Genomic DNA, 24,361 nt, shown 5'->3' on the forward strand with positions numbered 1-24,361 from the left:
TCAGATGAGGGCGGCGGCCTCGGCGCGCGCCCAGGCGTCGGCGGCGAGCACGTCGTCCACCGTGAGGTGCTCCCTCGATGGTACGTCGTGGAGGTCCAGGACCCGCGCCACTGTGGACACGATGTCGGGGAACCGGAGCCTGCCGTCGTGGAAGGCGTCGACCGCCACCTCGTTGGCCGCGTTGTAGACCGCCGGCGCCGTCCCGCCGCGCTCCCCTGCCGTCCGGGCGAGGGTCACGGCCGGGAAGACGACGTCGTCGAGCGGCTCGAAGCGCCAGTCGGCGGCCTTGGTCCAGTCGATCGGGGTCTCGGCGTCGGGCACCCGGTCGGGCCAGCCCATGCCGAGCGCGATCGGCACGAGCATGGTCGGCAGGCCCAGCTGGGCCACGACCGCGCCGTCGACGAACTCGACCATCGAGTGGATCAGCTGCTGCGGGTGGACGACCACGTCGATGCGGTCGTAGGGGATGTCGAAGAGCAGGTGGGCCTCGATCACCTCCAGCCCCTTGTTGACCAGGGTGGCGGAGTTGGTGGTGATCACCCGGCCCATCGCGAAGTTGGGGTGCGCGAGCGCCTGCGCCGGGGTGACCGCGGCGAGCTCGTCGGCCGTTCGCCCCCGGAACGGGCCGCCCGACGCGGTGAGGACCAGGCGGCGCACCTCGGCGGCGGAGCCGGCGCGCAGGCTCTGCGCGATCGCGCTGTGCTCGGAGTCGACCGGGACGATCTGGCCGGGTCGCGCGCGCTCCTTGACCAGGGGGCCGCCGATGATCAGCGACTCCTTGTTGGCCAGCGCGAGGGTGTGGCCGGCGTCGAGGGCAGCGAGGGTGGGACGGAGCCCGACGGCGCCGGTGATCCCGTTGAGCACCACGTCGCACGGCTGCGCGGCGGCCTCGGTCGACGCCTCCTCCCCCAGCCCGGCGTACGCCGGCGCGAACTCCGCGACCTGCGCGTCGAACAGCTCCCGGTTGGAGCCGCCGGCGGTCAGGCCCACCACGCGGAACCGGTCGGGGTTGGCGCGCACGAGGTCGAGCGCCTGCGTGCCGATGGAGCCGGTCGAGCCGAGGATCACGATGTCGCGCGCAGTCACGCCGCCAGTCTGGCAGGGCGACGGAGGTGTCGTGGACGGACCCGGTCAGGCGCTCGGCGCGTCGAACGACCAGAAGCTCACGCCGCCGACCTCGACGAGCGTGGCTCCGGCGGGGGCGATCGGCTTCTGGTCGTCGGACGCGCCGAGGGCGGCCAGCACCGTCAGGGTGTCGTCGGCGTGCCGGGCCAGCACGGCGTCGCCGGGCACGTCGGCGCAGGCGGCCGGGTCCGTACGCCCGGCGCGCATCGCGACGTCCCACGCGAGGTCCTCGCCGTCCACCCGCAGCACCACCCCGCTCGGCGCGTCGGCGACGACGACCTTGCCCTCCGCGCCCGGGGAGTCGTCGTGCTGCACGACGGCGCCCACGCGGGCGGCAGCGAGGACGGCGACGACGCCGCGCTCACGGGGCAACGCGCCGACGGCGACCTGGTCGCCGACCCCGACACCGAAGGCGCGGAGCACCCCGGCGCACGCGGCGACCTCGGTCAACAGCCGGGCGAAGCTGTGCTGCACGCCGTCGACGACCAGGGCGGTGTCGTCCGCCCGTCCGCGGATCACGTGCAGGTCGAGGGCGTGGTAGCACGCGTTGAGGGTGCCGGGGTCATTCGAGGAGGGCGCGCGGAACCAGGTCACGTCGATGCTCATCGCGACCTCACCCCAGCCCGTTGTCGGCGGTGGGGGCCGGTCTGGCCGGCGTACGCAACCAGGCTGTGAAGAAGGAGCGGAGGTCCTGGCCGCTCACCCGCGCGGCGAGCTCCTCGAACTCCGTCGAGGAGCCGTTGCCGCCCTTCTGCTCGCGGATCCACGTCCGGAGGATGCGCCAGAAGACGTCGTCGCCGACGCGGTTGCGCAGCGCCTGGAGCGTCATCGCGCCGCGGCTGTAGACCGCGCCGTCGAAGATCCGCTCCGCGCCGGGGTCGCCGATCAGGACCTTCCAGAAGTCTGCCGAGGGCCCGACGCCGTCGTAGTAGCTGCGCAGGATCGCGGCGCCCGAGCGGCCACCGTGGGTCTCGGTCCAGCGCCACTCCATGAAGGTGGCGAAGCCCTCGTTGAGCCAGATGTCGGCCCAGTGCTGCACGGCGATGTCGTCGCCGAACCACTGGTGGGCGAGCTCGTGGACGACGAGGCTGGTGTAGCCGGCACCGACGGCGGGATAGGTCGGCCGGGTCTGGTTCTCCAGCGCGAAACCCGGGTTGAGGCCGGTGGTGATGCCCCCGACGACCGAGAACGGGTAGGGGCCGAGGTCCTTCTCGAGGCCGGCGACGACGGCGGGCGTCTTCCTCATCAAGCGCATGCTGGCCGCCTGGTCGCGCGCGCTGAGGCTCTCCGAGACCGCGACGAGCCACGGCAGGCCGCGGTGCCGCCCCTTCTCGATCGTGAAGTCCCCGGCCGCGAAGAACGCGAGGTAGGGCACCATCGGCTCGTCGGCGCGCCAGTGCCACCGCGTCCAGCGGCGGCCGACGTCGCGCCCGCGCAGCTTGCCGTTGGAGATCACCTCGCGCCCGTTGGGGACGCGGACCTTCACGTCGACCACGGCCTTGTCGAGCGGGTGGTCGTTGGCGGGGAACCACCACGGCGCCATGTGCGGCTCGTTCATCGTGATCACCTCGCGCCGGCTGGCCAGCCAGTTGCGCTCGCCCGCATAGCTGCGCCGCGACGGCCGGTCGGCGTACGACACCACGACGGTGTGCTCGCTGCCGGCGGCCAGCGGCTCGTCCGGGGTGATGCGCAGCTCGTGGCCGCCGTCGGTCTTCGCGAAGTCGGCGCGCTCACCGTCGACCGTCACCGCCGAGACCTTCAGCAGGAAGTCGAGGGAGAAGCTGGCCAGGTCCTGGGTCGCGGTGAGCTCGACCCTGGTCCGTCCGCTGAGCCGCTTGGTGGCGAGCGCGTAGCGGTTGGAGACCTCGTAGGACGACACGTCGATGCCGCCGTTGCCGTCGAGGGGCCAGTAGGGGTCGCCGATGCCGGACGCGCCGTCCACCGGAGCCGCGGCCCGCACGTCGCCGGCGGCCGGCACGCTGGTGGACCCCACCGCCAGGGTCGCGAGCAGCGCGAGGGAGAACAGGGGCCGGGAGGGAGCGCGCGTGGTCACCGTCCGAACCTAGCGCGCAGAATTCGGTTGCGGTGGCGCATCGCGCCCGTGGACGATGACGCCGGCGACACCCGCCCGCCGCGTGCCCCCGTACGCCGGTGCCCCGACACGAGAGGAGCCGTGACATGTCCATGACTGTCCCCGGCCTGCCCGCCGACCACCTCTCGCACACCTGGAGCACCCACGTTGTCCCACCTGCACACCGGTCCCTCCTTCCCGGAGGACTTCCTCTCCCCTGACGACCGTCCGCCCCTGGAGGGCATCGACGAGTCGTTCGTCTTCACCTACGAGACCTACGCCGACGAGCTCGGCGAGGGTCAGCGCTGGTCCCGCTGGGAGGACCTCGAGGCCCTGATGCGGGGTCCCGAACCACGCCCCGACTGGGTCGTGACCTCCAGCGGTGCCGTCGACACCGAGCTCGGCGTCCTCAAGACCGGCAAGGAGGCCGACGTGTTCCTGCTCGAGCGCGAGGACCCGCACCGGCCGGAGACCGCGGTCGTGATGGCCGCCAAGCGCTACCGCGACACCGACCACCGCTCGTTCCACCGCGCCGCGTCCTACACCGAGGGGCGCTCGATGAAGCGCTCGCGTGACAACCGCGCCCTCAAGCGCAAGTCGACCTGGGGTCGCCAGGTCGCTGCCGGCGAGTGGGCGGTCTCGGAGTGGAACGCGCTGCGGCGCTGCTGGGAGCTCGGCCTCCCGGTGCCCTACCCGGTCCAGATCGACGAGACCGAGATCCTGATGGAGTGGATCACCGTGACCGTCGACGGCGAGGTCGAGACCGCCCCGCGCGTGGCCCAGGTCCGCCCGGAACGCTCGGTCGTCGAGGGCTACTACGAGCAGCTCCGCGACGCGCTCGCGACCCTCGTCCAGGCCGGCCTGGTGCACGGCGACCTGTCGCCCTACAACACGCTGGCCGCGGGAGAGCGGCTCGTCATCATCGACTTGCCGCAGATGGTCGACCTCGTCGGCAACCCGCGCGGCATGGACTTCCTGCTGCGCGACTGCGCCAACATGTGCGCCTGGTTCCGCTCGCGGGGGCTGCAGGTCGACGAGCAGGAGCTCTTCGGGGAGCTGATGGCGCACGCGTTCTGACGGACGCTCGCCCTTGAGTCTCCCAGCGACTCAAGGGCGAGCGGCCTAGGTTGGGCGCGTGAAGCACTCCCACGGCCGCATCGTCGACGTCACCTCCCTGCTCGAGCTCGACCGGCACCTCGACAGCGGTGCGACGTCGCTGGCCGGGTGGCGGGTGGTCGGGCTCGACCTCACCGCGCGCGGGCCCGCGCTCCTGCAGCGCTCGCTGCGCCAGGCGCTCTTCCTCGGGTGCGAGTTCGCCGAGGGGGACGACGAAGCCGTACGCCGGGCCGGCGCGATGGTGCTCCACGAGATCCCCGGCGTCCCGGTCGACCCCTACCGCGCCACGCTCTACTCCCCCGGCGACCTCTACGACGCGCCCCGCTACGAGGACAGCCTGGACGCGCAGGCGTACGCGTGGTCGCGCCGTGGCAGCAGTCCCGACGACACGCTGGCGATGGCGCTGCACGACCACCAGGTCGACGCCGCGCTCGCCGCCTGGGTGGCGGGACGCGACCTGGTCGGCGTGATGGGCGGCCACGCGCTCGAGCGCGGGGCCCCGGCGTACGCCGATGCGGCGCGCCTCGGGCACGCCCTCGCCGGTCGCCTGACGGTCGCGACGGGTGGCGGGCCGGGCGCGATGGAGGCGGCCAACCTCGGGGCGTACGTCCCCGCCGCGCACCACCTCGACGCCGCGCTGGCGCGGCTGGCCGAGGTGCCGTCGTTCACCCCGGACGTGGGCGCGTGGGCGCACGTCGCGCTCGAGGTGCTCGGCACGACGGACGGCGGCCGGGAGTCTCTGGGCATCCCGACCTGGCACTACGGGCACGAGCCGCCCAACGTGTTCGCCACGTCGATCGCCAAGTTCTTCCACAACGCGCCGCGCGAGGCGGTGCTGCTCGAGGTGTGCAACGCCGGGATCGTCTTCCTGCCCGGCGCTGCAGGGACGGTGCAGGAGGTCTTCCAGGACGCGTGCGAGAACTACTACGCCGACCCGTCGTCGGTGGCGCCGATGGTGCTGGTCGGGCGCCGCTACTGGACCGAGCAGCTGCCGGTGTGGCCGCTGCTGCGGGCGCTCGCCCGTGACCGGGCGATGGAGGCCTGCGTCCACCTGGTCGACAGCATCGAGGAGGCCGTCGACGTGGTGGCCGGTGCCGCCACCTCGCGGTAGTGGCGCACCAGCAGCTCGTTGACCGCGCTCCACGTCCGGTCGCGCACGCTGTGGCGGGCCGCGATCGCCATCCGGCGCCGCAGCACCGGTTGCCCCACCAGCCGCTCGACGTGCGCGGCCAGCTCACGGCCGTCGCCCGGTTCGTACAGCCAGCCGGCGACGGCGTGGTCCACGACGTCGATCGGCCCGCCCGCACGCGGCGCCACCACCGGCACCCCGCTCGCGAGGGCCTCCTGGGCGGACTGGCAGTAGGTCTCGTGCCGGCCGGTGTGCACGAAGACGTCGAGGGTGGCGTACGCCCGGGCGAGCTCGTCGCCGTGCAGCACGCCCAGGAACGCCGCCTGCGGCAGCAGCGCCCGCAGCCGCGCCTCCTCCGGCCCACCCCCGACCAGCACCAGCCGCACTCCGGGCACCCGGTCGACGTGCGCGAGCAGCTCGAGCTCCTTCTCCGCCGCCAGCCGCCCGACGTACCCGACGAGCACCTCGCCGCGGGGTGCGAGCTCGGCGTGCAGCGACTCGTCGCGCCTGGCGGGCGTGAAGAGGACCTGGTCCACCCCGCGCGGCCAGCGGGCGACGTCGTCGACCCCGAGCCGGGCGAGCTGGTCGATGCTCGCCGTCGACGGGGCGAGGGTGCGGTCGACGCCGAGGTGGATCCGGCGCGTCAGCGCCTCCATCGCGCGAGCGCCGCCGGGTACCGCGTAGCGCTCGGCGAACCCGACCAGGTCGGTCTGGTAGACCGCCACGGTGGGGATGCCGAGCGAGCGTGCCGCCCGCGCGGCCTGGTGGCCGAGGGTGGCCGGTGACGCGATGTGCACCACGTCGGGACGGAACCGCTCCATCGTGGCGCGCAGGCGCCGGCGCGTCTCCAACCCGATGCGGAAGTCGGCGTAGAACGGCAGGTTCGTCCCGCGGGCGCGGGTGACCGGGAAGCCGGCGTACGTCCCGGGGCCGGTGGGTGCGACCAGCTCGGCCGCGTGCCCCTCGGCGGCGAGGTGCTCGAGCACCCGTCGGACCGAGTTGGTGACGCCGTTGACCTGGGGCAGGAAGGACTCGGTGACGACCAGGACACGGAGCCGGGGATCGCCCGCACGGGCGACCGGGAGGGTGAGGAGGGTGGCCGGTGCGGTGCGGCTGTGACGCCGCCTCTGGAGCAGGTCCATGTGCGGGACGCTAGGAAGCGTGCCGCAACGGACGGCGCGGTCCGTACGACCGACACGTGAACGATGCCCGACGGCGCGGGTGCGGGGACGGGGGCGCTACTCCTTGGCGGCCAGCTGCCCGCAGGCGCCGTCGATCTCCCGGCCGCGGGTGTCGCGGACGGTCGTCGGGATGCCCTTGGCCTCGAGCCGGCGGACGAACTCACGCTCGTCGGCCGGGTCGGAGGCGGTCCACTTCGACCCCTCGATCGGGTTGAGCGGGATCAGGTTGACGTGCACCCACCCCCAGTCGCCGTAGGAGTTGAGCACGTCGGCCAGGAGGTCGGCGCGGTGCGCCTGGTCGTTGATGCCGCGCATCATGGCGTACTCGATGGAGACGCGGCGCTTGGTCTTCGCGGCGTAGTTCCAGGCGGCCTCGACGGTCTCGGCGACCGAGAAGCGGGTGTTGATGGGCACCAGCTCGTTGCGCAGCTCGTCGTCGGGCGCGTGCAGGCTCAGCGCGAGGGTGACCGGGATGCCCTCGTCGGCGAGCTGGTTGATCCGCGGCACCAGGCCGACGGTGGAGACCGTCACGCCGCGCGCGCTCATCCCGAGGCCGGCCGGGGACGGATCGGTGAGCCGGCGTACGGCTCCGATGACCGCCTTGTAGTTGGCGAGGGGTTCGCCCATCCCCATGAACACGACGTTGGACACGCGACCCGGACCGCCAGGAACCTCGCCGCGCGCCAGCGAGCGGGCACCGGCGACGACCTGCTCCACGATCTCGGCGGTCGACATGTTGCGCTGCAGGCCGCCCATGCCGGTGGCGCAGAACGGGCACGCCATCCCGCAGCCGGCCTGGCTCGAGACGCACATGGTGGCGCGATCGGGGTAGCGCATCAGCACGGACTCGACGAGCGCGCCGTCGAAGAGCTTCCACAGCGTCTTGCGGGTGGTGCCCTTGTCGGCCTCCATCGTGCGCAGCGGCGTCATCAGGTCGGGCAGCAGCGCGGACACGAGGTCGTCGCGCTGGCCGGCGGGCAGGTCGGTCATCTCCGCCGGGTCGTCGACGAGGCGGGCGAAGTAGTGGTGGGAGAGCTGCTTGGCCCGGAAGCCGGGCAGGCCCATCTCCTCCAGGCGTGCCTTGCGTCCGCCCTCGTCGAGGTCGGCGAGGTGCGGCGGCGGCTTCTTGCGGCCACGCGGCTCGTCCATCACGAGGGGGAGGGTCTTGATCGGCTGCTGAGTCGGGTCGGTCATCGCCCCCGATCCTCCCATCCCGGCGGGCACCGCGGCGAGTCAGCGCGTCAGGCGTCGACCATGAAGTAGAGCACCAGCGAGGCCACGCCCAGCACGACGAGGGCCGTCACGACCATCCCGACGAACATGAACTGGGCGAAGCGCCGGGTCTTGCGCGCGACCAGCATGCCGATCGGCAGGACCAGCGCGACCAGCACGAACGGGAACAGCCTCTCGGCGGTCTCGTAGGGGAACAGCAGCCGCAGGATGCCCGCGAAAGCCCCTGGCAGCGCGGTGACGAAGAGCATCCCGGCGAAGAAGCCGGTGATGCCGGCGAACGTCGGGTGGCTGTGGTGCCACCACTCGAAGTGACGCTCCTGCGGGAGCTCGTCCTGCTGGGCCTGGTGCGTGTCCACCCGGTCAGCCTAGGCGCTCGGCGACGCAGGGCGACGTGTGGCACGCGGCGACCGGCAGTCCGGCTGCCGCTCGTCAGAAGACGAGGTAGTAGAGGATCAGCCAGATCGGCGCGACGGTGGCGAGCAGCGAGTCCAGACGGTCCATCAGGCCGCCGTGACCGGGGATCACGTGACTCATGTCCTTGATCCCGAGGTCGCGCTTGATGACCGACTCGCACAGGTCGCCCAGCGTCGCCATCACCGCGGCGATCACGCCAAGGAGGACCCCGACCCACCAGTCGCCGCCCAGGAACGAGGTCACCAGCCAGACGCCGACGGCGGTGGTGGCGACCATCGAGCCCGCGAAGCCCTCCCACGACTTCTTCGGCGAGATCACGGGGGCCATCGGATGCTTGCCGAACAGGACGCCGGCGACGTAGCCGCCGGTGTCGGAGGCCACCGTGATGGCGATGAAGGTGACCACGCCCCGCATGCCGGGGTCGTCGACGTCGAGGCCCAGGACCGGCGCCGTCCCGCCCTCACCGAGCAGCAGCGCGACGAAGGAGGCGAGGAACGGCACGTAGACGAGGGTGAAGACGGAGGCGGTCGCGTTCCTGACGTAGCCGTCCACGCCGCGGCGCAGCAGCCAGAGCATGATCACGAGCGCCGTCACGGCCGTCGCGGTGACCAGCGCCGGCGCACCCCACACGTAGGCGACGACCACCATCACGACGCCGCCGAGCATCAGGGGCTGCTCGGGGATGTCGATGCCCTTGGCCGACAGCCCCCGGTGCAGCTCCCACACGGCGACGACCACGGCGATCGCGACGATGCCCATGAAGGCGGGCTTCCAGAACAGCAGCGACAGCAGGATCGCCGCGACCAGCACGACGGCAGAGATGACGGCTGCGCGCAGGTCCCGCCCGGCGCGGCCGTGGTCCTTCGGCGCCGGGGGCTCGGGAGCCGGCGCCGCCGGCGGTTCGGGTGTGGTCATCGAAGGGGTGCTCAGACCTCGAGCAGCTCGGCTTCCTTGTGCTTGAGGAGCTCGTCGATCTTGTCGGTGTGGGTCTTGGTGAGGGCGTCGAGGCGCTTCTCCGCGCCGGTGACGTCGTCCTTGCCGACCTCGCCGTCCTTCTCGAGCTTCTCCAGGGCCTGCTTGGCGGTGCGGCGCACGTTGCGCACGGACACGCGGCCGTCCTCTGCCTTCGCCTTGGCGAGCTTGATGAACTCCTTGCGGCGCTCCTCGGTCAGCTCGGGGAACACGCAGCGCAGGACCTTGCCGTCGTTGGCCGGGTTGACCCCGAGGTCGGAGTCGCGGATGGACTTCTCGATCGCGGTCATCGCGCCGATGTCGAAGGGCTGGATCAAGATGGTGCGCGCGTCCTGCGAGGTGAAGCTCGCGAGCTGCTGCAGGGGCGTCTGCGTGCCGTAGTAGTCAGCGGTGATCTTGGCGAACATGGCCGGGTTGGCGCGCCCGGCGCGGATGGCGGCGAACTCCTCGCGGGTCGCCTCGACCGACTTGCCCATCTTGGCGTCGGCATCGTTCATGACGTCGTTGATCACGGTTGCTCTCTCTCGTCGTACGTCCCGGGTGCGGGCGTGGTGCGGGCGTGGTGCGGCCTGGTTCGGGTGGTCCGGGTGGTCCGGGTGGTCGCCGGGCCCGATCAGGCCGAGCTGCTGACCAGCGTGCCAATCTTCTCACCCCGCACGGCGCGCACGATGGTGCCCGGCGTGGAGAGGTTGAAGAAGACCATGTCCATCTTGTTGTCGCGGGCCATCGCGATGCCCGTCGCGTCGGCGACCTTGAGGTCGCGGGCGAGGTACTCGTCGTAGGTCAGCTGGTCGAACTTGACCGCGTCGGGGTTCGTCTTGGGGTCGGAGTCGTAGACGCCGTCCACGCCCTGCTTGCCCATCAGGATGACCTCGCAGCGGGTCTCGAGGGCCCGCTGGGCCGCGACGGTGTCGGTGGAGAAGAACGGCATGCCGGCGCCGGCGCCGAAGATCACGACGCGGCCCTTCTCCATGTGCCGGATCGCGCGGCGCGGGATGTAGGGCTCGGCGACCTGCCCCATCGTGATGGCGGTCTGAACGCGCGTCTCGACACCGTGCTTCTCGATGAGGTCCTGGAGCGCCAGGCAGTTCATCACGGTGCCGAGCATGCCCATGTAGTCCGCGCGGGCGCGCTCCATGCCGCGCTGCTGCAGCTCGGCGCCGCGGAAGAAGTTGCCACCGCCGACGACGATGGCGATCTGCACGCCCGACTTGGCGACCTCGGCCACCTCCCCGGCGAGCGCGTTGATCACGTCGAGGTCCAACCCCACCTCGCCTCCGCCGAACACTTCACCGGAGAGCTTGAGCAGGACTCGCTTGTACGCCACGTGGATCCCCTTCGCGCGCTGGGTGGGTCAGCCGAAACCTACCGGCCCGTGGTGCCGGGGGTCGAACCCGCACCCGTCGGCCTGTGCCCCGGGACGCGACGAGGGGCCGTACGCCGTGGCGTACGACCCCTCGTCGGTGATCAGGTGGAGCGTGGCGTCAGGCGCCGACCTCGAAACGGGCGAACCGCTTCACGGTGGTGCCGGCCTCGTCCAGGACGGCCTTGACCGACTTCTTGGACTCGGTGACCGACTCCTGCTCGAGCAGGACGATCTCCTTGAAGAAGCCACCGAGGCGACCCTCGACGATCTTGGCGATCGCCTGCTCGGGCTTGCCCTCCTCGCGGGTCTTCTGCTCGGCGATCGAGCGCTCGGACTCCACGACGTCGGCCGGGACCTCGTCGCGGGTGAGGTACTGGGCCTTCATGGCCGCGATCTGCATCGCAGCGCCGCGGGCAGCCGCCTCGTCACCCTCGAACTCCACCAGCACGCCCACGGCGGGGGGCAGGTCGGCGGCACGCTTGTGCATGTAGGTGACGGTGGTGCCCTCGAAGTAGGCGACCTCGCCCAGCTCGATCTTCTCGCCGATGGTGATGGCCAGGTCCTCCACGACCTCGCCGACGGTCTTGCCGTCGAGCTCGGCGGCCTTGAGGGCAGCGGTGTCGGTGGCCTTCACCTGGTCGGCCACCTCGGCGATCTGCTGCGCCTTGGCGATGAAGTCCTCGTTCTTGGCGACGAAGTCGGTCTCGCTCTTGAGCTCGACCAGCGCGTTGCCGGCAGTGGCGACGAGACCGGCGGCGGTCTCGCGCTCGGCGCCGCGGGCGGCGGCCTTGGCGGCGCCCTTGACGCGGAGCAGCTCGACGGCCTTGTCGAAGTCGCCGTCCGTCTCGGTCAGCGCCTTCTTGCAGTCCATCATCCCGGCCTGGGTCAGCTCACGGAGCTTCTTGACGTCGGCAGCGGTGAAGTTGGCCATGGTCCTTCTTCCTTCGATCCAGAGGGAGTTCTGCGTCCGGCTCCACGAGCCGGAGCGGTGGGACGACACGGGGTGCCGGCCGCGGACCGGGGTCCGCGGCCGGCGTACCGGGTCAGTCCTGCTTGGCGGCCTCGGCCTCGGCGGCGGGCGCCTCGTCGGCAGGAGCCTCGGCGGGGGCGTCGGTCGCAGCCTCGGCGGCGGCCTCGGCCTGCGGGGCCTCCGCAGCGGCACCGGTGGCCTCGGAGGCCGGGGTCTCGGCGGCGGCGTCGCCGGTGGCGGCAGCGGCCGTCTTCTCGGCGTCACCCTGCAGGAGCTCGCGCTCCCACTCGGCGAGGGGCTCCTCGGCGCCGACGGTCTCGTCGCCCTCGGTGGCCTTCGCGCCGGAACGGGCCACGAGGCCCTCGGCGACGGCGTCGGCGACCACGCGGGTCAGCAGGCCGACCGCGCGGATGGCGTCGTCGTTGCCCGGGATCGGGAAGTCGACGAGGTCGGGGTCGCAGTTGGAGTCGAGGATGCCGATGATCGGGATCCGGAGCTTGCGCGCCTCCTCGACGGCCAGGTGCTCCTTGTTGGTGTCGACGATCCACACCGCGGAGGGGACCTTGGACATCTCGCGGATGCCGCCGAGGGTCTTCTCGAGCTTGGCGTGCTCCCGCTTCATCTGCAGGAGCTCCTTCTTGGTGCGACCCGAACCGGCGACGGTGTCGAAGTCGACGTCGTCGAGCTCCTTGAGGCGGTTGATCCGCTGGTGCACGGTCTGGAAGTTGGTGAGCATGCCGCCCAGCCAGCGCTGGTTGACGTAGGGCATCCCGACGCGCGTCGCCTGCTCGGCGATGGCCTCCTGGGCCTGCTTCTTGGTGCCGACGAACATGATGACGCCGCCCTTGGCGACGGTCTCCTTGACGAAGGCGTACGAGCGGTCGATGTAGGCGAGCGACTGCTGCAGGTCGATGATGTAGATGCCGTTGCGCTCGGTCATGATGAAGCGCTTCATCTTGGGGTTCCAGCGACGGGTCTGGTGACCGAAGTGGACGCCGCTCTCGAGCAGCTGGCGCATGGTGACGACTGCCATGGGTTCTCCTGTTGTTGCGGAGCACGCTCACCGATGTGCCCGACCTTGAGACAGACCGGACCGGGAGTGTTGCTCCTGTTGTCTTCAGTTGCTGCGCCCGACGGGTGCCGGGTGCCCTGACGCCCACACGCCGGTCCGATCCGCACCGATGGAGCTGGCGGGAACTGAGGACCGACGCCCACGGATGGTCCGGAACCAGGGATGCATTCCGACGCGGTCTGCGAGCGTGCGAAGTCAGTCCGGGTGGACTGCTCCGCACATCGTAGGCCCTCGGTTCCTGCACGGGCGAATCCGTGTGGGACCAGTGTCACAAGGGTCGCGGCGCCCGGATCCGCGGCCACGGAGCGTCCACAGCCCCACACGCCGCGGCGTCGTCCACAGGAACGTCGAGCGTACGTCGCGACGAGCACGTGTTCGGGCGACGATCGGCCGATGCGTACCCCTGTCACGAGCCTCGTGGTCGCCGCCCTCCCGTGCCTGCTCCAGGCCCTTCTCCTGGGTCCGGTCGCCGCCGCCTCCTCGTCCGCCGGGGACGGCACGTGGCCGCTGATCCCCGAGCCGGACGTGGTCCGCGGCTTCGAGCCGCCCCCGCACCCGTACGCCTCCGGCCACCGCGGCGCCGACCTCGCCGGCTCGCCGGGCCAGGCGGTGCGCGCTGCCCTGCCGGGGACGGTCGGCTTCGCGGGTTCGATCGGCGGCAAGCTCGTCGTGACGGTCCTGCACGGTGGCCGGCGCACGACCTACGAGCCGGTCGTGGCCTCCGTCGCGCGCGGAGAGGCCGTGGTCGCGGGCGAGGTCCTCGGCCGGCTCGTGGTCACCGACAGCCACTGCTTCCCGGCGGCGTGCCTGCACTGGGGCCTGATCGTGGGCAGCGGCGCGGACGAGGAGTACGTCGACCCGCTCACCCTCGTCGGGGGCGGACCCGTCCGGTTGCTGCCGCTCTGGCGCGACGAGCCGGCAGCCCCGCGCCTGCCCTGGACTCCCCCGCTGTCAGGCTGGCGCCGCCCGGCGGACTGGCTGGTCTGATCCCGCTCTCGGTACGAGCCCGTCGCCGCCTCGTCTCTCGAGGGCGCGGCTCACCCGACCATGATCAGCGGATCCGCTGGCGCCTGTCCGCTCAGGCCCGCGGGTGGGCCTGCTGGTAGGCCCTGCGCAACCGGTCGGTGGTGACGTGGGTGTAGAGCTGGGTGGTGGCGAGCGAGGCGTGGCCGAGGAGCTCCTGGACCGAGCGCAGGTCGGCCCCGCCCTCGAGCAGGTGGGTCGCGGCGGTGTGCCGCAGCCCGTGCGGCCCGATGTCCGGCGCGCCAGGGACGTCGGCGATGCGGCGGTGGACGAGGTCACGGACGGCCCGCTGGTCGATCCGCCGGCCGCGCACGCCGAGGAAGAGGGCAGCACCTGATCCGTCGCCCCTCAGCGCTGGGCGTCCGCTCGCGAGCCAGCGGTCGACCGCACGGCCGGCGGGGGCGCCGTAGGGCACCGACCGCTCCTTGCGCCCCTTGCCGAAGACGCGTACGACGCGCCGCTCGTCGTCGACGTCGTCGATGTCGAGCCCGACCAGCTCACCGACGCGGATCCCGGTGGCGTAGAGCAGCTCGAGCATCGCGACGTCACGCAGGCCGACGGCCGTGCCGTCGTCCGCGAGGGCGGCCGCGGACCTGATCAGCGCCTCCGCCTCGTCGGCACGCAGCACGGGCGGGAGGGTCTTGTGCTTCTTGGGGGAGCCGAGGGCGGCCCCCGGATCGGTCGCGACCCGGCCGGTCCGGTGCAGCCACGCGGTGAAGACCCGCGCCGCCGTGGCTCGGCGCGCGATGGTCGTACGGCTGCGGCCGGTGGTCTGCAGCCTGGCCAACCAGCTGCGGAGCGTACGCAGGTCCAGGTCGGCGACGTCGCCGATGCCCAGCCGTCCGCAGTGCTCGAGCAGCCCGCGGACGTCGCCGAGGTAGGCGCGGACGGTGTGCGGGGCGAGGTCGCGCTCCGAGACGAGGTGGCGCTCGTAGTCACCGAGCAACCGGATCAGGCTCTCGGGCAGGTCGTCCCGGTCGGCCGCCTCCTCGCCGGCCCCGGCGCTGCTGTCGCTCACCGTGGCATCGTAGGCGTGTGGGAGCCGTTCACCCGGCACCTGCGAGTCGCCACCCCCCGTCCTCGCGGACGACGAAGCCCTTCGCCTCGAGCCGGCTCAGGGCGCCCATCGTGTCGCGGACATGGAGCAGGCTCAGGCTCGCGACGGCATCCACGGCGGCGGGCGCCGCGGGCGGCACCTGCTCGAGCACCCGGCGCTCGACCGCGCTCAACCGGTCGCGAGGGCGCTCCGGGCCGCGCGGCACCTCGACGAGGTGCTCCCCAGCACGCCCGACCACCTCGAGCACCTCACTGCCCTGCGTCACGAGCGTGGCGCCGCCGCGGCGCAGGCACTGGTGCACCCCGGCGGAGGTGTAGCTCGTGACGGGGCCGGGCACCCCCATGACGGACCGGCTCATCTGCTCGGCCCAGCCGACCGTGTTGAGAGCGCCGCTGCGCAGCGCCGCCTCCACCAGCACCGTGCCGCAGGTGAGCGCCGCGATGAGGCGGTTGCGGGCCAGGAAGCGCAGCTGCGTCGGCCCGGACCCCGGAGGCTGCTCGGACACCACGGCGTACTCGGCGGCGAGGTGGGCCAGCAGGGCGCGGTTCTTCTCGGGGTACACGCGATCCACGCCGCACGCGAGCACCGCAGCCGTCGCTCCACCGGCCCGCAGCGCTGCGTCGTGCGCGACGAAGTCGATCCCGAGGGCACCGCCGGAGACGACCGGCACGCCGGACAGGGCGAGGTGCCCCGCGATGGCGCGAGCTGTCTCCACGCCGTAGACCGAGGCGCTGCGTGACCCGACCACCGCCACGGAGCCGACCAGCTCGGTCAGGGGCATCGGGCCGCGCACCCAGATCCCCGGCGGGGTGCCTCCGAAGGTCACGGGCTCCGCGACGTCCGGATCGTCGCCGGTGCGGCACCGGTGGTCGAGCTGGTCGACCTGGTCGAGGTCGTCGAGGCCGGCGGGCCACTCGGCGTCACCGGGCACCAGGAAACGGATGCCCTTGCGCTCGGCCTGCTCGAGGTGGCGCGCCGGATCCACCTCGGCGAGCCGCTCGGCCAGGCCGCTGCCCGGCTTGGGCACCAGCTGCTGGGACAGCGCTCGCTGCGGACCGAGGTCGCGGACGAGCCGCGAGGTGGTGATGTCGCCGGGCTCCACCGCCACGCTCAGGGTGACGCGGGCGAGCCGGTCGGCCTCCGTCGCAGCCGTCGCGGCGCCTCCGACGGAGCGCAGCGCGCTCACGAGGCGGCCACCGTGACGATGGCGGCAGCCAGGCTCGTGGCCGGGTCGGTCGAGCGCAGGGCGAGCGCCACGAGCGCCTCGTGCTCCCCCGGCCCGGGCTCACCCGCGCAGTCGGCGACCGTCCAGGCCAACCGGTGGACGCGGGTGAGTCCGCGGCGGGTGATCTGCCCGGTGGCGAGAGCGCCGTCCACGTGATGCCGCGCCGCCCGCGACAGCGGCCACCGCTCCTCGAGAACGGGCCCGGGCACCCCTGCGTTGATCGCCCAGGCGCAGTCGCGGTAGCGGCGCGCCTGCCGCTCCCGAGCCTCGGCCACGCGGGCGCGCACGTCGGCCGACGACTCCTTGGCCGGCGCCCAGTCGACGTCCGGCAGCCGCGGCTGGGGACGTACCTCCATCCAGATGTCGACGCGGTCGACGATCGGTCCGCTGAGCTTGCGCAGGTAGTGCTGGCGCTGCACGGCGCTGCACTCGCAGCTGCCGCCCGACTGCGCGTGGTAGTTGCCGCACGGGCACGAGTTGGCCGCCAGGACGACGAGCGACCTGGCGGGATAGGTCGCGGACTCCTCGCCCCGCGCGATGGTCACCTCGCCGGACTCGAGCGGCTGCCGCATCGCCTCCACCACGTCGGCGCGGAAGTGCGGGAACTCGTCGAGGAAGAGCACGCCGTGATGGGCCAGGCTGACCTGGCCCGGTCGCACCCGGCCGGTGCCCCCGCCCAGCACGCTGGCCCCGGTGGCCGAGTGGTGCGGCGCGTACCACGGGGGGCGCCGCAGCAGCCCCGACCCGTCGGGCAGGGTGCCGGCGACCGAGTGCAGCGCGGTCACCTCGAGCGACTGCTCGGTCGTGAGGTCGGGCAGGATCGTCGGGATCCGCTCGGCGAGCGACGTCTTCCCGGACCCGCGCGGACCGACCAGCATCAGCGGGTGTCCGCCGGCGGCGGCGACCTCCACCGCGTAGCGCACGTCGTCGAGGCCGTCGACGTCACGCATGTCGACCCCGGCCAGCCGGTCCTCGCCGCGCCAGGTCGCGAGGGGACTCGCCGACGGGGCGACCACTGGCGACGCCTCGGGGACCTCCGCCCCGCGCAGGACCGCCGACACCTGGGCGAGCGACCTCACCCCGAAGACCGTCATGCCCGGCACGAGCGAGGCCTCGGCCGCCTGCGGCTCCGGCACGAAGACGCGCGTGAGTCCGTGGGCCGCGGCTGCGATCACCATCGGGAGCACGCCCGGGACCGGTCGCAGGCCGCCCGAGACGGAGAGCTCCCCGACGAACGCCCAACCGTCGAGCAGATCGGCGGTGAGGTCCTTGCAGGACGTGTCGGCGGCCAGCACGGCGACCGCGATCGCGAGGTCGTAGTGGGTGCCGCCCTTGGGCAGGTCGGCCGGGGAGAGCAGGACCGTGACCCGTTTGGTCGCGGGCCAGCGTCCGCAGTCGTTGTTGATCGCCATCCGCACGCGGTCGCGGGCCTCGGACAGGCTCTTGTCGACGCGTCCCACCAGCGTGGTGCCGACGACGCCGGGCGAGACGTCGACCTGTACGTCGATCACGTGGCCGTCGGCGCCCTTCAGGGCCAGGGAGCGGGCCGTCGCGAAGGCCATCAGCCGACCCCCTCGACGTGCTCGATCTCGACCGGCATCCCGGGCGGCGCCAGGACCCCGACCATGTCGATGCGGACGTCGTCGGGGTGGCAGTCGTGGGTCCGCAGCCACCGCGCGGCGAGGCGGCGCAGCCGGTCGACCTTGCGCTGGTCGATCGCCTCGAGCGGTGAGCCGTAGGCGGTCGAGGTGCGCGTCTTGACCTCGCAGACCACGAGCACCCGCCCGTCTCGGAGCACGAGGTCGATCTCTCCGGCGTCGCAGCGCCAATTGCGGTCGACCACCTCCATGCCGAGGCCCGCCAGGTGCCGCGCGGCGAGGGCTTCCCCGCGCTGGCCCAGCAGGCGCCTGCGCTCGGCGGCGGGGTCGCGGGTGAAGGGAGAGGCGGCAAGTCGGGCCATCGTGGGTGCCTTCCGGGTCGAGCGGATCGGGAAGGCACCAGCACACCGCGACGTACCGACGACCGTGGCGGACGGACGCGACCTCCTGTGGAGAAGGGTCTGGACGGGCGTCCTGTGGACGATTAGCGGCCCACGACCCCGTGCTCCCCCGGCCACACACGGCCCCCGCGACCACGTCGTACGTCACCCAGCTCGAGCCGTACGGAGGAGGGCACGCGCGCGCATCGGGACGACTTGGAGGGGTGTCCTGACTCCTGGAGGGGGTTGCAACGGCCACCAGGAGTCGGATTCCCCGCTCGAGCGGGGAATCCGCGACCGGGTCGGACGAGCCCCGCGACCGGCCCGCGTCAGTCCTTGGGCGGGTCGATCTCCCGGGGCGCGAGCTCCTCGACGTTGACGTCCTTGAAGGTCAGCACCTTCACGTTCTTGGCGAAGCGGGCCGGCCGGTACATGTCCCACACCCACGCGTCGCTCATCGAGACCTCGAAGAAGACGTCGCCGCTCTCCGAGCGGGCCTTCACGTCGACCTGGTTGCACAGGTAGAAGCGACGGTCGGTCTCCACGACGTACTTGAAGATGCCCACGACGTCGCGGTACTCGCGATAGAGGGTGAGCTCCATCTCGGTCTCGTACTTCTCGAGATCCTCGGCGCTCATGCGTCCTCCTCCACGGTGTCGCTCCCCCGGACCGGCTGGTCCTGACCGACACTAGTGGCCGGCGCCAGCGCCGGAGCCGGCGCGGGCTCGAGACCCGCCGCGCGGCGTACGTTGACGAAGCGCATCCGGTGGACCGGCGAGGGGCCGTGCGCGGCGAGCGCGGCCTCGTGCTCGGCGGTGATGTAGCCCTTGTGGGTGCGGAAGTCGTAGGCCGGCCAGTCGTCGTGGAGGCCGACCATCAGCCGGTCGCGGGTCACCTTGGCGACCACGGAGGCGGCGGCGATGCAGGCGGCGACGCGGTCACCCTTCCACACCGCGAGGCCCGGGACCCCGAGCCCGTCGACGGGGAATCCGTCGGTGAGGACGTACGACGGGCGCGTCGAGAGGCGGGCGACGGCGCGGCGCAGCGCCTCGAGGTTGGCGACGTGCATCCCGAGGCGGTCGCACTCCTCGTTGTCGATGACCACGACCGACCACGCCAGCGCCCGCCGTACGACCTGGGCGTAGACCCGCTCACGCGCGGCCTCGGTCAACAGCTTGCTGTCCGCCAGGCCCGGGACGATCCCGGCCCTCCCCGGCGGGAGGATCACCGCCCCGGCCACCAGCGGACCCGCGCACGCGCCCCGACCCGCCTCGTCGACGCCCGCGATCGGCTCGAGTCCGGCCCGGCGCAGTGCCCGCTCGTAGCCGTAGATCCCGGCGTCACGGCGTACGGTCATGCCGCCCGGGAGGGGCTCGGGCGGCAGGTCAGGCGACAGGTCGGACGGCAGCGTCACGGTGCCGGGTCCGGCACGTCCTCGAACGTGGCCGGACGGGTGTCCCAGCGGAAGCGGTCGGCGGGCCAGAGGAGGACGAACACCTTGCCGACGACCAGGTCGACCGGGACGAACTCGTCGCCGGGGACGCACTCGGTCTCGTCGGACTGGCACATCTTCTGCGAGGAGTCGGCCGAGCGCGACCGGTTGTCGCCCATCACGAAGACGTGGCCGTCGGGGATCGGGCCGACCGACCACTTCTCGTCGCACGCGCCGTTGGTGGGCATCGGACCGTTGCACGCCGCGCCCCCACGCTTGACGTAGTCGGCCTCCGCGAGCGGCTGACCGTTGACCAGGAGGCGGCCCCGGTCGTCGCAGCACTCGATCGTGTCGCCCTCGACGCCGATCACGCGCTTCACCAGGTGCCCGCCGGTCGGGTAGAGGCCGATCCTGGCCATCACCTTCGCGACCGGGTTCGTCGGGCCGGCGGAGTCGATCGGCGGCAGCCAGCCGCCCGGGTCCTTGAAGACCACGACGTCGCCGCGCTCGGGGGTCTCCTCACCCCAGTAGGAGACCTTCTCGATGAGGATCCGGTCGTTGAGGATCAGGCCGGGCTCCATCGACTCCGACGGGATGTAGAAGGCCTGCACGAAGAAGGTCTTGATGACCACCGCCAGCACCAGGGCAACACCGAGCAGCAGGATCGTCTCTTGCCACAGCGGCAGCTGCTTGCGCTTGCTGCGACGCGACCGCTGCTCGTCGCCACCGCTCACCACGTCATCCCCCACCGGCTCCCCTTGACGCGACGACCGTGGCTCCCCGTCCATCGAGACAGACGTGGAACCACGGTCGTCAGAAGTCACTCGCAGAGACTAACGAGTCCCTGGTCGGTCCTGCGCGCCGCGGCGCGCGGGCCGAGCTCACGCCTCGCGGCGCTCCTTGATCTTGGCGGCCTTGCCGCGCAGGTTGCGCAGGTAGTAGAGCTTGGCGCGGCGCACGTCGCCGCGGGTCACGACCTCGATCTTCTCGAAGATCGGGGAGTTGACCGGGAAGGTGCGCTCGACACCAACGCCGAAGGAGACCTTGCGGACGGTGAAGGTGCGGCCGATGCCGGACCCGTGGACGCGGATCACGACGCCCTGGAAGACCTGGACTCGAGAGCGGCTGCCCTCGACGACCTTCACGTGGACCTTGATGGTGTCGCCGGCGCGGAAGTCCGGGACGTCGTCACGCTTGATGGCGGTGCCGAGGTCGGCGATGACGTTGGTCATGACGGTGCTCCTCGCGAGTGCCACAGGTCAGCCGCGGATCGGGTGATGGAAACGGTGGTGGGATCGGTGGCTGCCCGGTGCGGCCGGCCGGCGCGCCCCCTGTGGCAGGTGCGGTCCGACGGGTCCCCGGCGCGGCGCATCCTGGGATGCATCCGGGCGACCCTGGCCTCGAGCAGACCAGTGGTGAAGTCTGCCAGAGCCCGCCCGTCAGCGTGAAATCCGCCCGTGCGCCCGCTTGGTGAGCACCACGGCACCCGCCGGCGCCGCCCGGTCGGTGCGCACCCGGTAGCCGGCCTTCCGGTACATCCGCAGGTTGTCGGACGAGCCGGCCCCCGTGAACAGCACGAACGTCCGGACGCCGGACGGGGCGAGCCCCTCGACGAGCTCGAGCAGCGCGCGACCGAGGCGGCGGCCCTGCAGGTCGGGGGCGACCATGATCCGCCCGATGTCCCACTCGCCGGCCGGGTCGTGGTCGGTGTCCACGCGGCCGCGGACGGCTCCGACGAGGCGGCCCGACGACGGCTCCCGGGCGACCATCACGGTCCACTCCCCCAGTCCACGGCGTACGTCGTCGAGCGACTCGCGCAGCGCCGGGATCTCCACCCCGGGGTTGGCCTCCAGCTCCTGGAGCCAGCAGGCCCGCTGCAGGGTGTAGACCTCGCCCGCGTCCGCGGGCACCGCGGGGCGTACGTCGAGGTCGGCCAGCGCGCCGATCGTGCCGGTCGCCGCCAGGAGGTCCGGGCGACGCTCGGCCGTACGACGCGCGGCCTGCTCGTGGCGCCAGGCCGCGATCCGCGCGTGGTCGCCGGACAGCAGCACCTCGGGCACCTCACGCCCCTGCCACGAGGCCGGCTTGGTGTAGACGGGGTACTCGAGCAGCCCGTCGGCGTGCGACTCCTCGACCAGCGACGCGGCGTTGCCCATGAAGCCCGGCAGGAGGCGTACGACGGCCTCGGTGATCGCGAGCGCGGCCACCTCGCCGCCGTTGAGGACGTAGTCGCCGAGGCTGATCTCGCGGACCGTCCCGATCGTCGCGGCGTGCTCGATCACCCGCTGGTCGATGCCCTCGTAGCGGCCGCAGGCGAAGACGAGGTGCTCGTGGCCGCTGAGCTCCTCGGCGAGGGCCTGGGTGAACGGTTCGCCGCTCGGCGTGGTGAAGATGATCGTGGCCCCCTGCGCGAGCTCGGCGAGCGCCCGGCCCCACGGCTCCGGCTTCATCACCATGCCGGCGCCGCCACCGTAGGGCGTGTCGTCGACGGTCCGGTGCCGGTCGCTCGTCCACTGCCGCAGGTCGTGGACGGCGACGTCGAGCAGGCCCTTGGCACGGGCCTTGCCCGGCAGGCTCAGCTCCAGCGGCGCGAGGTAGTCGGGGAAGATCGTGACGACGTCGATCCTCACGCCCGGGGCTCCCGGTCGCCGGCCTCGCCGGTCTCGCCGGCTTCTTCCGGGAACGGTGAGACGAGGCCCGGGCGATCGGCGACGACGAGCCGCCCGGCCTCGAGGTCGACCTCGGGCACGAGGGCCGCCACGAACGGCACCAGCGCGTCGCGGCCGTCGGCCGTCCGTACGGTCAGCAGGTCCTGAGCCGAGCCGTGGACGAGCGCCTTCACGGTGCCCAGCACGGTGCCGTCGAGGTCGACGACCTCGAGGCCGACCAGCTGGTGGTCGTAGTACTCGTCCGGGTCCTCGGGCGCCTCGTCGCGACCGATCGTGGCGTGCAGGACGGTGCCGCGGGCCGCCTCGGCGGCGTTGCGGTCGGTCAGCTCCTCGAAGGTGACGAGCAGCGTGCTCTGGTGCCAGCGGGCGCGGGCCACGGTCAGCGTCGAGGGGCGCCGGTCGGCGCCGGCCGGGGCCTCGGCGCGCAGGGTGGCGCCGGGGGCGAAGCGCCGCTCGGGCTCGTCGGTGCGTACGTCGAGGGTGACCTCGCCCCGGATGCCGTGCGGCTTGCCGATGCGGCCGACGACGACCTCGATGTCGCCCTGCTGCTGATCCTTCACGGGGTCAGCGTAGAGGGCGCGCAGCGATCACCGGTCACCCGGTGATCGCCCGGGTTCCAGCCCGTTGCAACGGCCGAGAAGTGCATGCAAAGGACTGGAAGGTCGCCGGAAATGACCGACGGGCGCCACCCCGCATGGGGTGGCGCCCGTCGGATGACGCTGTGCTCAGCGGCGCCGGTCGGTGTCCACGAAGTCCACCCGCGCACCGCCGCGGCCGGCGAGGGCCGAGACGACTGTGCGGAAGGCGGTCGCGGTGCGGCCGTTGCGGCCGATCACCTTGCCGAGGTCGTCGGGGTGGACCCGGACCTCGAGGATCGAGCCACGACGCAGCTGCTTGTCGCGGACGCTGACGTCGTCGGGGTGGTCGACGATGCCACGCACCAGGTGCTCGAGAGCCTCGGCCAGCACGTCGCTCACGCCTCGCTCTTGCCGGCGTCCTCGGCGGTCACCGTCTCGGTGGCCTCCGCGGCGTCGGCGGCGCCCTCAGGGGTCTCGGAGGCGGGAACCTCGGCGGGGGCCTCGGCAGCGGGCTCCTCGGTCTTCTTCTCGGCCTTCTTCTTGGCGGTCGTCGCGGAGCCCTTCGACTCGGCGGAGACCTCCTTGAGCGCCTCGTTGAAGATGTCGAGCTTGGAGCGCTTGGCCTCCTTGACCTTCAGGGTGCCCTCGGCGCCCGGCAGGCCCTTGAACTTCTGCCAGTCACCGGTGACCTTGAGGATCGCCTCGACGGCCTCGGAGGGCTGGGCGCCCACGCCGAGCCAGTACTGGGCCCGGTCGGAGACGACGTCGATGTAGGACGGGTCCTCCTTCGGGTGGTACTTGCCGATCTCCTCGAGGACCTTGCCGTCGCGCTTCTTGCGCGAGTCGACGACGACGATGCGGTACTGCGGCACCCGGATCTTGCCCAGGCGCTTCAAACGAATCTTGACGGCCACGTTTGTGGTGTCTCCTCAGAAATTGTCGTGGGTGAGGGACCGTCCCCAGGTGGGGCCACCGGATCTGGTCACTCGAAGGGCGCTACGTCGCCCGGATGAGAGGGTCCGGGCGAGCAGGACACGAGGCAAGATTCTGCCAGACGTACGCCGGGTGCCACCAATCCGCCCTCAGGCGGCGTCGAGACCGATGAAGGCACGTACGGCCTCGGCGCCGGCGACCTCGACGGGCTCGCCCAGCCGGACGAAGGTGTCGGGGGTCAGCACGAGGCCCTGGTTGAGCGCCAGCTCGCCCTCGCGCCGCTTGAGGCGCGACACCGTCGTCGGGCGGTAGCCGACCTTGCGGGAGACCGCGAGCGAGGCGGGGTTGTCGAGGAACGCCGCGGAGGTGACCTCCTCGAACCCGAGGTGGTCGAAGAGCAGCTCGCACATCGCCTGCCGCATGACGGTCCCGAGACCGCGGCCCTGGAACTCGCGCCCGAGCCAGGACCCGGTCTCGCCGGTGCGGGTCACCGGGAAGTGCTTCGCCGCGACTCCCTGGCTGCCGATCACCTTGCCGTCGAGGAGCACGGCGAGGTCGAGGGAGAACTCCTCCGGCGAGAAGGTCGAGCGCTTGCCCCAGTGGTACGCGGCGGTGTTGCGCGACAGCTCCCCGGCAGGAGCCGTCGACCAGGGGAAGTAGAACGGCATCTGGTCGGGGTCGTGGATCCCCGCCTCCGCCACGTCGCACAGCTCGGCGAGGAGCTCGTCGGTCAGCCCCCGCAGCTCGAGCGGGCCCGCGACGACGCGCAGGCCGAGGGGCGGGAACAGGTCGACGAGGGCGCTCACGGGAGCATCCC

26 protein-coding genes and 1 pseudogene are annotated in these 24,361 nt (G+C 72.3%); 3 read left to right on the forward strand and 24 right to left on the reverse strand.

Annotated features, from left to right (window positions below; genetic code table 11):
* From dxr to IE200_RS09925, 3 genes are read right to left on the reverse strand one after another with little or no spacing between them, the layout of a single operon-like run.
* Positions 1–1,086 carry a 1-deoxy-D-xylulose-5-phosphate reductoisomerase gene (gene dxr / locus IE200_RS09915; protein ID WP_191279303.1) on the reverse strand — a complete coding sequence of 362 codons (1,086 nt, stop codon included), beginning with the start codon at positions 1,084–1,086 and terminating at the stop codon, positions 1–3.
* 45 nt (positions 1,087–1,131) lie between these two features.
* Positions 1,132–1,731, reverse strand: a complete 600-nt coding sequence (locus tag IE200_RS09920) for an AMP-binding protein (protein ID WP_191279304.1) — start codon at positions 1,729–1,731, stop codon at positions 1,132–1,134.
* A gap of 7 nt (positions 1,732–1,738) precedes the next feature.
* Positions 1,739–3,178, reverse strand: coding sequence for a M1 family metallopeptidase (locus IE200_RS09925; protein WP_191279305.1), 1,440 nt, complete (start codon positions 3,176–3,178; stop codon positions 1,739–1,741).
* A gap of 186 nt (positions 3,179–3,364) precedes the next feature.
* Between IE200_RS09925 and IE200_RS09930 the strand changes: the two genes are divergently transcribed.
* Positions 3,365–4,273 carry a serine protein kinase RIO gene (locus IE200_RS09930; protein WP_191279306.1) on the forward strand — a complete coding sequence of 303 codons (909 nt, stop codon included), beginning with the start codon at positions 3,365–3,367 and terminating at the stop codon, positions 4,271–4,273.
* 58 nt (positions 4,274–4,331) lie between these two features.
* Positions 4,332–5,423: an LOG family protein gene (locus IE200_RS21105; RefSeq protein ID WP_308433001.1), complete on the forward strand. Its 1,092-nt coding sequence runs from the start codon at positions 4,332–4,334 to the stop codon at positions 5,421–5,423.
* Positions 5,424–5,473: 50 nt separating this feature from the next.
* Here the strand turns inward: IE200_RS21105 and IE200_RS09940 are convergent.
* The 8 genes and pseudogenes from IE200_RS09940 to rpsB form a co-directional block, all read right to left on the reverse strand.
* Positions 5,474–6,583: pseudogene (locus tag IE200_RS09940) on the reverse strand (glycosyltransferase family 4 protein); the annotation flags it as partial.
* Between the two features lie 96 nt (positions 6,584–6,679).
* Entirely contained in the window at positions 6,680–7,816 is a 1,137-nt protein-coding gene (gene rlmN / locus IE200_RS09945) for a 23S rRNA (adenine(2503)-C(2))-methyltransferase RlmN (RefSeq protein WP_191279308.1), read from the reverse strand.
* A gap of 47 nt (positions 7,817–7,863) precedes the next feature.
* Entirely contained in the window at positions 7,864–8,211 is a 348-nt protein-coding gene (locus IE200_RS09950; RefSeq protein ID WP_191279309.1) for a hypothetical protein, read from the reverse strand.
* Positions 8,212–8,284: 73 nt separating this feature from the next.
* Complete coding sequence (locus IE200_RS09955) at positions 8,285–9,184, reverse strand: phosphatidate cytidylyltransferase (protein WP_191279310.1); 900 nt, start codon at positions 9,182–9,184, stop codon at positions 8,285–8,287.
* A gap of 11 nt (positions 9,185–9,195) precedes the next feature.
* Positions 9,196–9,750 (reverse strand): ribosome recycling factor, encoded by a 555-nt coding sequence (gene frr / locus IE200_RS09960; RefSeq protein WP_229856379.1) that lies wholly within the window; start codon positions 9,748–9,750, stop codon positions 9,196–9,198.
* Positions 9,751–9,854: 104 nt separating this feature from the next.
* The gene (pyrH, locus tag IE200_RS09965) at positions 9,855–10,568 is read right to left on the reverse strand and encodes a UMP kinase (protein ID WP_407940980.1); all 714 of its coding nucleotides are present in this window, start codon (positions 10,566–10,568) and stop codon (positions 9,855–9,857) included.
* A gap of 157 nt (positions 10,569–10,725) precedes the next feature.
* Entirely contained in the window at positions 10,726–11,538 is an 813-nt protein-coding gene (tsf, locus tag IE200_RS09970) for a translation elongation factor Ts (protein ID WP_191279312.1), read from the reverse strand.
* Between the two features lie 112 nt (positions 11,539–11,650).
* Complete coding sequence (rpsB, locus tag IE200_RS09975; RefSeq protein ID WP_191279313.1) at positions 11,651–12,610, reverse strand: 30S ribosomal protein S2; 960 nt, start codon at positions 12,608–12,610, stop codon at positions 11,651–11,653.
* A gap of 432 nt (positions 12,611–13,042) precedes the next feature.
* Here rpsB and IE200_RS09980 point away from each other — a divergent pair, with 432 nt between their 5' ends.
* A complete protein-coding gene (locus IE200_RS09980) occupies positions 13,043–13,636 on the forward strand; it encodes a M23 family metallopeptidase (protein WP_191279314.1) in 594 nt (197 codons plus the stop codon).
* 91 nt (positions 13,637–13,727) lie between these two features.
* Here the strand turns inward: IE200_RS09980 and IE200_RS09985 are convergent, their stop codons facing one another.
* From IE200_RS09985 to IE200_RS10045, 13 genes are all read right to left on the reverse strand, one after another.
* A complete protein-coding gene (locus tag IE200_RS09985) occupies positions 13,728–14,690 on the reverse strand; it encodes a tyrosine recombinase XerC (protein WP_191279315.1) in 963 nt (320 codons plus the stop codon).
* 28 nt (positions 14,691–14,718) lie between these two features.
* Positions 14,719–15,915, reverse strand: a complete 1,197-nt coding sequence (gene dprA / locus IE200_RS09990; RefSeq protein WP_229856360.1) for a DNA-processing protein DprA — start codon at positions 15,913–15,915, stop codon at positions 14,719–14,721.
* Complete coding sequence (locus IE200_RS09995; RefSeq protein WP_191279316.1) at positions 15,912–17,516, reverse strand: YifB family Mg chelatase-like AAA ATPase; 1,605 nt, start codon at positions 17,514–17,516, stop codon at positions 15,912–15,914. Before IE200_RS09995 ends, dprA begins: the two co-directional genes overlap by 4 nt.
* Positions 17,516–17,914, reverse strand: coding sequence for a YraN family protein (locus tag IE200_RS10000; protein ID WP_191279317.1), 399 nt, complete (start codon positions 17,912–17,914; stop codon positions 17,516–17,518). Before IE200_RS10000 ends, IE200_RS09995 begins: the two co-directional genes overlap by 1 nt.
* 347 nt (positions 17,915–18,261) lie before the next feature.
* The gene (locus IE200_RS10005) at positions 18,262–18,570 is read right to left on the reverse strand and encodes a DUF2469 domain-containing protein (RefSeq protein WP_191279318.1); all 309 of its coding nucleotides are present in this window, start codon (positions 18,568–18,570) and stop codon (positions 18,262–18,264) included.
* Entirely contained in the window at positions 18,567–19,289 is a 723-nt protein-coding gene (locus IE200_RS10010) for a ribonuclease HII (protein WP_191279413.1), read from the reverse strand. Before IE200_RS10010 ends, IE200_RS10005 begins: the two co-directional genes overlap by 4 nt.
* A 53-nt stretch (positions 19,290–19,342) precedes the next feature.
* Positions 19,343–20,113: a signal peptidase I gene (gene lepB, locus IE200_RS10015; RefSeq protein ID WP_229856362.1), complete on the reverse strand. Its 771-nt coding sequence runs from the start codon at positions 20,111–20,113 to the stop codon at positions 19,343–19,345.
* 132 nt (positions 20,114–20,245) lie between these two features.
* Entirely contained in the window at positions 20,246–20,596 is a 351-nt protein-coding gene (gene rplS / locus IE200_RS10020) for a 50S ribosomal protein L19 (RefSeq protein ID WP_191279319.1), read from the reverse strand.
* Between the two features lie 207 nt (positions 20,597–20,803).
* Positions 20,804–21,994, reverse strand: coding sequence for a tRNA (guanosine(37)-N1)-methyltransferase TrmD (gene trmD / locus IE200_RS10025; protein WP_191279320.1), 1,191 nt, complete (start codon positions 21,992–21,994; stop codon positions 20,804–20,806).
* Positions 21,991–22,593, reverse strand: coding sequence for a ribosome maturation factor RimM (gene rimM, locus IE200_RS10030; RefSeq protein WP_229856364.1), 603 nt, complete (start codon positions 22,591–22,593; stop codon positions 21,991–21,993). Before rimM ends, trmD begins: the two co-directional genes overlap by 4 nt.
* 165 nt (positions 22,594–22,758) lie before the next feature.
* The gene (locus tag IE200_RS10035; protein WP_191279416.1) at positions 22,759–23,001 is read right to left on the reverse strand and encodes an RNA-binding protein; all 243 of its coding nucleotides are present in this window, start codon (positions 22,999–23,001) and stop codon (positions 22,759–22,761) included.
* A 5-nt stretch (positions 23,002–23,006) separates the two neighbouring features.
* Positions 23,007–23,525 (reverse strand): 30S ribosomal protein S16, encoded by a 519-nt coding sequence (gene rpsP, locus IE200_RS10040; protein WP_191279321.1) that lies wholly within the window; start codon positions 23,523–23,525, stop codon positions 23,007–23,009.
* A 168-nt stretch (positions 23,526–23,693) separates the two neighbouring features.
* A complete protein-coding gene (locus IE200_RS10045; protein ID WP_191279322.1) occupies positions 23,694–24,350 on the reverse strand; it encodes a GNAT family N-acetyltransferase in 657 nt (218 codons plus the stop codon).
* Positions 24,351–24,361: the final 11 nt, after the last annotated feature.

The sequence above is a fragment of the Nocardioides flavus (ex Wang et al. 2016) genome, assembly GCF_014653115.1.
In the GTDB taxonomy this organism is placed as follows: Bacteria; Actinomycetota; Actinomycetes; order Propionibacteriales; family Nocardioidaceae; genus Nocardioides; species Nocardioides flavus.